This window comes from Streptococcus mitis, from assembly GCF_003942765.1.
Taxonomy (GTDB): domain Bacteria; phylum Bacillota; class Bacilli; order Lactobacillales; family Streptococcaceae; genus Streptococcus; species Streptococcus mitis_BE.
In genome coordinates this window covers 1-10,259 of record NZ_RJNW01000012.1, presented here as the reverse complement: position 1 = coordinate 10,259, position 10,259 = coordinate 1, and the positions used below count along the sequence as shown (strand labels likewise).

General features: G+C 33.1%; 10 protein-coding genes. 4 read left to right on the top strand and 6 right to left on the bottom strand.

From position 1 onward, the window contains the following. Nucleotides 1-356: 356 nt before the first annotated feature. Nucleotides 357-743, bottom strand: a complete 387-nt coding sequence (locus tag D8849_RS10215; RefSeq protein WP_115904963.1) for a hypothetical protein — start codon at nucleotides 741-743, stop codon at nucleotides 357-359. 912 nt (nucleotides 744-1,655) lie between these two features. Here D8849_RS10215 and D8849_RS10210 point away from each other — a divergent pair. From D8849_RS10210 to D8849_RS10200, 3 genes are all read left to right on the top strand, one after another. Next, nucleotides 1,656-2,468 (top strand): replication initiation protein, encoded by an 813-nt coding sequence (locus D8849_RS10210; RefSeq protein WP_000254442.1) that lies wholly within the window; start codon nucleotides 1,656-1,658, stop codon nucleotides 2,466-2,468. A gap of 532 nt (nucleotides 2,469-3,000) precedes the next feature. After that, nucleotides 3,001-3,558: a hypothetical protein gene (locus D8849_RS10205; protein WP_125387000.1), complete on the top strand. Its 558-nt coding sequence runs from the start codon at nucleotides 3,001-3,003 to the stop codon at nucleotides 3,556-3,558. Between the two features lie 3 nt (nucleotides 3,559-3,561). Continuing rightward, nucleotides 3,562-4,830, top strand: coding sequence for a replication-relaxation family protein (locus D8849_RS10200; protein WP_115904962.1), 1,269 nt, complete (start codon nucleotides 3,562-3,564; stop codon nucleotides 4,828-4,830). A 163-nt stretch (nucleotides 4,831-4,993) separates the two neighbouring features. Here the strand turns inward: D8849_RS10200 and D8849_RS10195 are convergent, their stop codons facing one another. The 5 genes from D8849_RS10195 to D8849_RS10175 all read right to left on the bottom strand — a co-directional run bounded on the left by D8849_RS10195 (nucleotide 4,994) and on the right by D8849_RS10175 (nucleotide 9,289). Next, nucleotides 4,994-5,920 carry a site-specific integrase gene (locus tag D8849_RS10195; RefSeq protein ID WP_115904961.1) on the bottom strand — a complete coding sequence of 309 codons (927 nt, stop codon included), beginning with the start codon at nucleotides 5,918-5,920 and terminating at the stop codon, nucleotides 4,994-4,996. Between the two features lie 214 nt (nucleotides 5,921-6,134). Next, nucleotides 6,135-7,109, bottom strand: a complete 975-nt coding sequence (locus D8849_RS10190) for a tyrosine-type recombinase/integrase (RefSeq protein WP_125386999.1) — start codon at nucleotides 7,107-7,109, stop codon at nucleotides 6,135-6,137. Between the two features lie 185 nt (nucleotides 7,110-7,294). Further along, nucleotides 7,295-7,744 carry a hypothetical protein gene (locus D8849_RS10185; RefSeq protein WP_115904958.1) on the bottom strand — a complete coding sequence of 150 codons (450 nt, stop codon included), beginning with the start codon at nucleotides 7,742-7,744 and terminating at the stop codon, nucleotides 7,295-7,297. 364 nt (nucleotides 7,745-8,108) lie between these two features. Next, nucleotides 8,109-8,474 carry a PBECR3 domain-containing polyvalent protein gene (locus D8849_RS10180; protein ID WP_181897314.1) on the bottom strand — a complete coding sequence of 122 codons (366 nt, stop codon included), beginning with the start codon at nucleotides 8,472-8,474 and terminating at the stop codon, nucleotides 8,109-8,111. Nucleotides 8,475-8,518: 44 nt separating this feature from the next. After that, nucleotides 8,519-9,289 (bottom strand): hypothetical protein, encoded by a 771-nt coding sequence (locus D8849_RS10175; RefSeq protein ID WP_115904957.1) that lies wholly within the window; start codon nucleotides 9,287-9,289, stop codon nucleotides 8,519-8,521. 196 nt (nucleotides 9,290-9,485) lie between these two features. On the opposite strand from D8849_RS10175, the gene D8849_RS10170 reads away from it, so the two are divergent. After that, nucleotides 9,486-9,815, top strand: a complete 330-nt coding sequence (locus D8849_RS10170; protein ID WP_115904956.1) for a hypothetical protein — start codon at nucleotides 9,486-9,488, stop codon at nucleotides 9,813-9,815. Nucleotides 9,816-10,259 lie beyond the last annotated feature (444 nt).

The window sequence follows — 10,259 nt, the reverse complement described above, 5'->3', positions numbered from 1 at the left end:
GGAGTTATACAAAAAAACGACGATTTAAATCGTTGTTTTACTGATATAAATATGTAATCTTTTTTTGAAAATACGTCTATTTATTTTTTATTGTAAAGTAGACATAACCGAATGAACATAGGTTGTAGAAAGCAAATGAAAAAACTGCAAGGATGATAGATCCTGTATCTAAATAACCTCTTTCAAGACCGTTTTTCAACAACAACAAGCCTGTAGTTTCGACAACGATCAAAAATAAAAATATATAAAAAATTTTCGCCCAAAACATAGTGTTACCCCTTTCTATTTACAAAGGTTATCTATTTGTTCTTTTAAATTTATCAAAACGAAATTCTCACTCACATACAACTAATTAGTTATTTTTTTGAAAACAAACGTTGCCACCAGTTCTTCTTTGTTTCTAAAAGTAATGTTTCATTTTTGATAGTCAGTGCTCCAATAAGTTGGAGTTGATTGTTGTTAGTGTCCAACATATTGGCAATTTGATCATCTTTTTCATCAATCTGAGAGATTAAAAAACGTCGTTCATTATCAAAATCCTCACGAAGCTGCTTAATTTGCTCCTGCAATACAGTTTCTACACGATTGCTAGCATCATCTATACTGCTAGATTCTGTGTAGCTATCTTCTACAATACATCTATCAAGTATGTATTGCGTGATTGTCTTATTTTCATTTTTAGCTAATTCTACAAGCTTCTCTTTCTGTTCCTTAGAAACTCGGATGCTTATTTGAACACTCATTTTTTCTCCTCCACTAAAATTGGCTGCTATACAATTATAACGTTCTGTGTGGATACATTGTAGCATATTCTACACAATTCTACACGCATAATATGTATGAAAATCATGAATTTTTTGAGAATATCCTTTTATACATGGTATAGATTTCAACACTTTCTCTGATAGTTCCTGCTGCTTGTTCCAATTTTCTTCTGTCGTTATAATGCATGCTCCTTTTTTATCTGATTTTGTTGCTTGCTGCCATCAAGGAGCGCTAAATAAAAAAGTAAATATTGATTTAAGCCTATATAAGGCCATATTTGCCCCTTAGACAGTCCAATGTGGAATTTATCCGGCTTTTTAGCTAGATGCCCCTTAACGGCCAAAATATGGCCCCTGACGGTAACTTAAATATTGTTCAGTACTAAAACCGTAAAAAATCCCTTTTTAGTCATGATACGATCATAGTTGTAGAGGGCCTTTCTGCAAATTTATCTAAAAAGGAGGGGATACAGATGGAGATAATTTTAAATATCTTACTTACTATTGAAGTGGAGATCTTGGTCCATTATATTTGCAAGTGGCTAGATAGAAAATAGTGAACTGAGTGAAAGATTTTTTTATTTTTTAAAAATAAAATATAGATTTTTTTCTTAAGAAGATACTTTCTAATTTACTTTCTGATCTACTTTATATTACTTTATATTACTTTGTCGACCTTAGAAAATCAGCAATATCAAGGGGTTGCAGATAAATAATTGACTATTTTGTACCCCATTAATGACTATTTTGTACCCCATTAATGACTATTTTGTACCCCATTAATGACTATTTTGTACCCCATTAATGACTATTTTGTACCCCATTATTGACTATAAATTTAAAAATTGATAGAATATAGCATAATAGGAAACATAGTAAAAGGTAAACAAGATGGTATCAAATAGAAAATCCAGTAAAATCTATGAAGAACTAGCTTCTCGTCAAAATTATTTAGTTGTCCAGGCGAATGACTTGGCCAAAGCTTTTGGTAATTTAAAAGCTTTTGAACACAAGGTTTTAGACTACTGTTTTTCATCTGTAACGAAAGATAGTAGAGTTGGTGATGTCTTTACGGTTCATAGCCTTGACATTATGAAGCACTTTGGCTTAACTAAAAACGGTCAAAATTATAGACGGATTGCAGAAGCTTTTTCGAGACTTAACGAGAATACCGCTCTATATATTCCTGAAACATTGCCTGACGGTAGACGATCAATAATCATGACTCAACTTTTCAGCAGAATAAGATTTATTGAGGATGGCCTTGTAGAGTTTAAATTCTCTGAAGATGCTGGACCTTTAGTTTTTGAGTTAAAACGAAACTACTACTCTTTCCATTTGGATGAGTTAGGAAATGTGAAATCAAAGTATTCTTTGATCTTGATGAAACTTTGGGAAGCATATCGCTTAGGAAATCGAGAATATACAACCATTAAGGGAAGTTTAGAGGAGTGGCAAGATTGGTTCTTGGGTGAAGAGAAGTCATGGCCTGCAGGTTTGTTTAAGAGGAATGCTCTCATGGTGGCATGCGAAGAATTAGAAATGAAATTCAACGCTGATATAGATTTAACAACTGTAAAAAAAGGACGAAAAGTTATCGGGTATGAGATGGTAATTAGGGATAGACGGATGCCAACCACTGCAGAGGTAATCATAGAAGCAGAGAAAGCATCACATCAGACAGATATCTATGATTTTTTGTAATTTGAACTTATATTAAGAGTTGGGGCTTGCGTATACAGCCCTTTTTCTTTGAGAAAGATAGAGATTAAAAAAGAGTTTATTAACTCGTTGGTGCTACTAGCTTTATAGCAATATTAAACTGAGGTGGTTAATTATTTTCTAGGTTGAGAAACGTCTTAGGTAAAAAATGCTGTTGTAACTCCTTGATATTGCTTGATTTATAACGAAATAGGAATGAGGTGGTTAATCGTTTTTTAGGTCGAGAAACATAGTGGTTCAAAAGAAGAACCGAAAACCCACGTCCCTGTAAGTGTGGAGTTGATTTTAAAACAATGTGACTTTATAGGGGTATTACCTCTACTTTCACTATGTTTTAGAATATGATTAAAATTTGAACTATAAATTGAACGTGCTGTAGCTGCTAAAAATGAGTTGATTTTTGAGAAGAAACCGTTTTCGGCTATCATAGTCCGATTTGGGCTATGATAGCTTTGAATGTAAAATGAGGCGTGATAAAATATATATAAGAAACAAAAAAAGGAGCGTACAATCAATGTCAAAATTAAAAAAAGATCAAAAAGAGTATATAGCAGCTATACATCATAATAGCTATTTGCTTAATTATCTTTACTTAGGCACTTTATCTAAAAATGAATTAAAAGTTGTTTTTGGAATATTAGAGATAATACATAATATATACTCACAAGAGAGTGTAACTATCTCATACTCAGATATTGCAGCTATATCAGAATATGCAACTGAACTTTACGAGAATAATACTAATAATCAATTTGAACGTTTTATAGAGAGTATTCAAACTAAACTTAGATTAGTCTCATATAAACAGTTTTTAGGACCCGAAGGTAAAAAACATATGGTCTATAATGATTATCCTATTTTTTTGCAGTTTGAAGTAAATCATAGTAGTCAAGAATTAACACTCTATATATCAGAAACAGTCTATCTATATGAAATAAAGAAAAACAATGGGAATATTATCGAAGAGGAAAAAAGAATTGCTGATTTATTTCGTAAAGAAGATTGGTCTGAAATACAAATATATGAAAAAGTGAAAGAAGGATACTTGACAAAAATAGAGAAGAGAAAATGATTTATGAACGCTAAAAGAAAACAAAGAAAAAGCAAAGAAAAAATAGAGAATATCCCAAAAGATGCGGTGGCTTATTATTTGCCAACCCCCAATAGCGAAAGGATATATTTTACAAGAGATACAATCTTACTCATGTATCATTTAATTCGCTTAAAGTATTTTTCAAGAGAAATGGTCCTAGATCAGTACTTCATTCTCACAGGTAAAGAATTAAATAACAGAACACTATATTCGTTCATAGGAAATAGAAATATGCCACTGAGTCATTTTGAAGATAACTACAGAATCGGCAAGACTAAATTTATGTATGTCACTAAAGGATTTGCTGAATGGTTGTTAGATATCATGCATGAGATTCCAGGCCTTATTGAATTGACAAAGGTAACAGAATTTAAAGGTTCGCATTATAGCCTCAAGATAAACAAAATGTCTGGCGGAAAAGATGGCATCAGAAAAATACATCTACATGATTATCATACAAGAAGATTAGCGCTGAAAATCGGAAGACTAATCGTTGAACAGTGCACAGATTTATCACCTAGAGAATTGAACGTCACTTACTTTTTCCCGTTTAATAGAAAACTTATATCACTTGTACCAGATGCAGTGATCTTCGTTCGAGGTCAGAGGTATTTTATTGAGTATGACAGGAATACAGAGCCTCACTTCAAGCTGCTCGGAAAGATATTGGGATATTTTGAAGAGAAGTATTATCGAGGAGATACAATCTTCTTTGTCTTTGATAATATTTCAGAGCCAAAAGACAACCGCCTGCATATGCGTATTATGAATTTTATTGATAATTTATATACCGTACCTTTTGGAGATAGTGGCTTTTCTTACTACGAGAAAACACAAGAGAGTAACGTGACCTTGTTTGCACTTCCAGAGGTCAATGCTCTATCTCAAATCTCAGAAGCTATCATGCACGATATAGTGATTGATGAACGTCAAGAAAACGAAAGATTATTAGAGAAGTGTATGACAGAACGTATCATGCCTTACGATATTGTTTCTGTTGAATTGGTAGAAGATAATGACAGTCCATTCTCTTTAATTTTGACTTACCTAGATGATTATTTTGATGAGGAAAAAATGCCACTTATAAAATTAAATTATGGTGACGTTAGCAACCATGACTATTTTGAAAAACTCTATGATAGATACAAGGACGAATACGAAAGAGTTGGCTTAGTATTCTCTTCAGAGATTACAAAACAATACTACAATATACCTCACAATGATTTTTTCATGTCACTCTATATCCGATAATGAAATTAAAAAAAGAGAGTACTATTTAAGTCTCTCTTTTTTATTTATTGAAAAATTGAATTAAAATAACAAAAGGGGGATAGAGGATCTTGTAATACATGAGAAAAAGGTACGAAAATCTACAAAAACTCTCATATATGAGAAAAAAGTACGTGGTTACATATTATTTTTGTCTTTGGACTAGTTCCAAAAGATCCTTGTGTGTCTGCTTTAGAATGAGAGCTGATAAAGGTTTATTAGCAACCGTGGAAATTCTATGGATCACGGATGCAATACCTTGTGAAGATAGTGGTTGTTTCTTGTAGTTCAAGAAGAGTGAGCCGATAGTAGCATCAGCACTATACCATTTTTTTCGTTCCTTAACGTAAGGATCGATATAAGGGATAAATTCCTTAATGATTGATTTTTGGACAAGCTCTCCTCTATGATTAACAACCGTCAAAGTTTTCTTTCGTAGGTCTATATCTCGATACGTAGCTTGTGCGAGTTGTTCAATATCAACTCCAGCTCCAGCAAGCAAGGCAACAATCGCTAAATCACGTTCCTTGTTTCGCTCCCAATTTCGTGCTTTTGTTTTGGTAAGGTATGTTACAAGATAATTGTCTATCATATCCAGATAGTCAAGGATTTCTTGAAGATTGTAACTTTCGATATAGTCTGTATTTTCCTTTGGTTTACCTTGTGAGGAAAGAGTAGCAGCACCATAAACAACCTCCCACTCGTTCATCACGTTACGATAGAAGTGAGGCGCTTGTTTATCGATTGTGAAAGATGCTACGGTGTAGTAGTTCCAGAAGGCACTCAAAATCTTAATGACTAGTTTCTTGCCATTTGGTTTGAGCCTTAGTGAGCCTACATAATCAACGACTGCATCAAGAGGGGTTTGCTCTAAGTCGTCCATAGTGATTTCGCTGATAGATTTCTTTAGATACTCATCTGCATAGAAGTCCAGAAACTTTCTCAACTCAACTAGCTTATAGTAGCTAGAGGTGTTCCTTTTATTCGTAGTGAAAAAGTAATCTAGGTATAAATGAATATCTGGAGAAAGAATGCTCTCCAATTCTTGATAATTCTGTTCTAATTTATTCATAAAATATTTTTATTTCCTCTTTTTAATAGTAATAGTAGGACGGTTTTTTAGTCCATAAATCGTATAGGTATAGGCTTTTATTTTTAAAAGTAGCAGAAAAGGGGGGAAAGGTAGCAGAAATGTAGGTTTTTTTGATTTAAAAGTAGCAGCATAGCTACCAAAAACATGAAAAGTTCGGAATATATGAGAAAAAGTGCATGAATTTGGCTGCATTTTACTTTTCTCTTTGAATTAGATCCAAAAAATCCTTGTTTTTCTCAAGTAGAATGCACGAATGAGTCTGTTTTAAAATGGCTGCGGATAAAGATTTTTCAAAAATGCGCTCTATCCTACTTATTACTCCTGATATTTTTGGAGCAGTTAGTGGTCTTCTTTTGAAGTCGAGAAATAGAGAATCACTAGCATTAGTAGATGCTATTTTCTCTCTTTCTTTGATGTACGGTGAGATATAGTGGATAAATTCACTTAAAATAGGTTTCTTAATTCGTTCACCTTTAGGAGATGTAACTATTAGCGTCTGTTTGTGTAAGTCAATATCTCTATAAGTAGTTTGCGCTAATTGTTCAAGATCAACTCCAGTTCCAGCAAGTAAAGCGATGATTGCTAAATCCCTGTCTTTATTTTTCAGCAATTTAGATGATCCTGCTTCTTCATCAAGATCAAGGAAGAAGTCATAGGGACTCGTAGGTTTCTCATTCTTATCAATTTCATCAAAAAAGTATAGCATATGTGGCAAATCATAATGAACTACTCGTACTGTGTTCCCTGCTCCTCTTTTTGATGTAAAAAGAGAAAGTATGCCATACTCATTGATCCATTCGTCCATAACATTGCGGTAGAAGTGTGGGGCTTTTCTATCACCTGAGAAGGATACAACAGTGTAGTAGTTCCAGAATGAGTTTAAGACACTAATAAATCGTTTTTTACCGTCTGGTTTTAGCTCTAAAGAGTTGACATAATCTGCAACAACTTCTACAGGTGTTTGCTCTAAATCATCCATGGTTAATTCATTGGTGGACTTTTTTAGATGGTTACCTGCGTAGAAATCGAGGAATTTTTTCAAACTATTTAATTTGCGATAGCTATACAAGTCCCTTTTATTTGTAGTAAAAAAATAGTCTATATATAATCGAACGGCAGGAGACCAAAAACCCTCTAATTCGTCATATTTTTTCTCTAATTTTGTCATGATTTCACCTTGTAATTTTATCTATTACTAGAGTAACAGAAAATCATGGGTAAATCAAAGTATGATAGGGAAAACTTGATTCGAGCCATCGAGAAGCCGAGTTTCTAGTTTAATAGGCTACAAATTTTACAGATAAAAAAGCATCTCGTTTACACGAAATGCTCTTTTCTAGTTGTTGATTATAATTAGCTTGTTTTTTTTGCATAGAACACTTGCAAGCGCCCTGTATTTTCGACATAGTTCCCAACACCATTGTATTTTTCTTGAGCTTCCTTGTTTATCATTTGAAAAGTATTCAATTCATCCAAGCTGATTTCTCTGATATTTTTAAGTTTCAGCCAGTGATAATCTTGATCGTCTGCAAATAGGCTTGGAGCATAAATAGCAGCATCCAAAGGAGCTGATTTTTTATTAAAAAATTGGTAAAGTACCAAATCAGCAATATAAGTAAATTCTTTACTCACAAGCAATATTTTACTTACTTTTGTAAGTTTTTTAGGATCCATTCTGTTACTTGTGCTGAAGTATACAGAACCTACTTCGTTAGCTTTCTCTAAGTGAGCATCCAGCACCTCTTTTGCCGAGCAAATATCAATCCCTACGACAGGGAGAGCAACGCTATACGTAACCGACATAAATTTGACCTCCGGTAAATTAATATTTTTTTCAGATATACTAGCAATATAAATTGTGCTAGTTACAGTCTAGTTAATAACTAGATATATACATTCTAGCATACAGTTAGATAAAAGTCAAGTGATTATGCTTCAAGCCATAATAAAAAATAACCCCTACCGCCGTAGGGGTTATTTTTTTATTAAAAGATTAAAAGAAAATAATAGTGGGGTGACCTTCCCACATCTCTTTAAGACCACGAGGGCGTGACGGCTGCCTGTTCCGTCCTTATTATTTTCCTTTTTCTCACTTACTTAAAGTATATCACAGAGATATAAAAAATACAAAAAAAAGTTACTTTTTCGTCCTTTTTATCAAGAAAATCTACATTTTCCGCATTCTTTTGGCGTCCAGATAATTCTTGAGTTTATTGTCCGTTAATGGGTACATGGTGCGAACACTTCCATTTTTAGGGTCAAGACGAACAGCAACTAGAGTATTCTCTTCGAGCAATTTTACAAATTGTAAAGATTTTCCGTCAGGGTGTAACCCTACATAATCTGGGGTTGTTAAAATATCTGGAATTTGACTGTACGTTTTTTCAAAATCGGCGAACTCGTCCCCGTGTCGTTTCAGCATATGCTTTTTACGATTTTTCGCCAAAATAATTGGGTCATTTTCATTATATGAGAGACCAAACTCAGTAATGATTTCTTGGGAGAATTTCCCTACTTCCGTGACTTTCTGCATGTTTATATTATATCATGAAACATGCAGAAAATTGGTGAAGTAGACTATTTTATTTCATTATTTGCCCATCTTTCCACGTCTCTTAAGAACCATTCAATAATTTGATTTTTGTCTGTATTGTACACGTCGTCACGGGAATCAAACTTATAAACTAACGGAGATTTTTGTCTAAATCGATAAGATATAATATCTAACATTTGTTTTGTTTCAGCTGGAGCTTCTATATATCTATAATCAACTTGTTGAATATGCCAGAGGTCTAAAAACATTGAGTAGTATTGTTTTAGAACTTGGTCAAATCCTTCTACAAGAGACAATGCGCTCGCATAGTATATAGTATCTTTCTTTTTTTGTTCTTGATACAAGTTCGATTCCTTGAACTTATTCACTTGTAAGTACATAAGTTCCTCGTACATTAAGCGTTTATTATTTGATTTTGATTCATCTTGCTTTCTTAGTACAAACCTATTAAAATCATCTGATAAGATTAAATCACGAAATTGATAGTAATTTAATATAGTTCGATGGCCTCTTTTTGTTGGAGCATATTTTTTAATTATAGCATTCAGCTGATTACGATTATTAGTGGAATCTACTGACATGCTTATTCCAAAAACATCATCAAGGAATTCTCTTAAATCTCTAGATGTGATTTTTAAAGTGCTTGTAAATACTTTTTCTAGTTCAGAGGGTCTAAAAAACATCTCCCAATTTTCTCTGTTTACATCATTATGTAGTTTTTCGAGACTTTTCCAATCTAATGGTCGTATGAAGTCTATCCCCCGTAGCTTGTCTAAATTAAAAGTAATTTCCATATAAAACTCCTAAAAAAGTTAGTTTGCTAATTATTTGTAAAAAAATGATATAACAAAAACTCGATAATATCAACGTTTTAAGACGTTTTGGGTTAAATGGATAAATTAAAAAATAGTTAGTTTTTTAATTCGTGGTTTCGTATAATATAAGCATAAAAGAAGAAAGGCAGGCTGAACAGCCTGATAGGTCGTATTTATGACAACAAAAGAACAACTACTTAAAGAGGTAGAGGAATTAAAAGTCTCCATATTTGCAGATTGCGGTCAGACAAGTTGGCGTTATCATGTTCAGAAAACTTGGACAAAAAAAGAAACAGAAAAAGCACTTGAAGAGATTGGACAAGGTGCGACTACAATTGATTTAGCTCCAGATGGTCTAAAAGAAATTTGGAGAAATGACTTTACTGACAAAAAGTATTCACGTGATTATTGGGTTATTAAAAACTACACATCTGACCAGCTTGAAGAGTATGTAATCCTTTTAAAAGAGTTACAATCACGAGTTCTGCCATATTTTGACAAATAGACAACTTTCCGAAAAATTGGTCTTTTTCGGAAAGTTGCTTTCTTTTAGGAAAGCATCTAAAAAACGCCCAAATCTTTTGCGCCTCTAGGGGTTTCTACTGATGTGTTGTATGCAAAAAAGTCTGAAAAGCTCTCAGGATCGTTGTCTTAGCACCAAAAATACGTGAAATTTGCATAATTAAAATAAATTTCAGGGGGAGTTATACAAAAAAACGACGATTTAAATCGTTGTTTTACTGATATAAATATGTAATCTTTTTTTGAAAATACGTCTATTTATTTTTTATTGTAAAGTAGACATAACCGAATGAACATAGGTTGTAGAAAGCAAATGAAAAAACTGCAAGGATGATAGATCCTGTATCTAAATAACCTCTTTCAAGACCGTTTTTCAACAACAACAAGCCTGTAGTTTCGACAACGATCAAACAACGATCAAAAATAA

Coding starts and splice junctions, on each gene's coding strand:
- D8849_RS10215 (WP_115904963.1), bottom strand. CDS start 743: ATGAGTGTTCAAATAAGCATCCGAGTTTCTAAGGAACAGAAAGAGAAG.
- D8849_RS10210 (WP_000254442.1), top strand. CDS start 1,656: ATGGTATCAAATAGAAAATCCAGTAAAATCTATGAAGAACTAGCTTCT.
- D8849_RS10205 (WP_125387000.1), top strand. CDS start 3,001: ATGTCAAAATTAAAAAAAGATCAAAAAGAGTATATAGCAGCTATACAT.
- D8849_RS10200 (WP_115904962.1), top strand. CDS start 3,562: ATGAACGCTAAAAGAAAACAAAGAAAAAGCAAAGAAAAAATAGAGAAT.
- D8849_RS10195 (WP_115904961.1), bottom strand. CDS start 5,920: ATGAATAAATTAGAACAGAATTATCAAGAATTGGAGAGCATTCTTTCT.
- D8849_RS10190 (WP_125386999.1), bottom strand. CDS start 7,109: ATGACAAAATTAGAGAAAAAATATGACGAATTAGAGGGTTTTTGGTCT.
- D8849_RS10185 (WP_115904958.1), bottom strand. CDS start 7,744: ATGTCGGTTACGTATAGCGTTGCTCTCCCTGTCGTAGGGATTGATATT.
- D8849_RS10180 (WP_181897314.1), bottom strand. CDS start 8,474: ATGCAGAAAGTCACGGAAGTAGGGAAATTCTCCCAAGAAATCATTACT.
- D8849_RS10175 (WP_115904957.1), bottom strand. CDS start 9,289: ATGGAAATTACTTTTAATTTAGACAAGCTACGGGGGATAGACTTCATA.
- D8849_RS10170 (WP_115904956.1), top strand. CDS start 9,486: ATGACAACAAAAGAACAACTACTTAAAGAGGTAGAGGAATTAAAAGTC.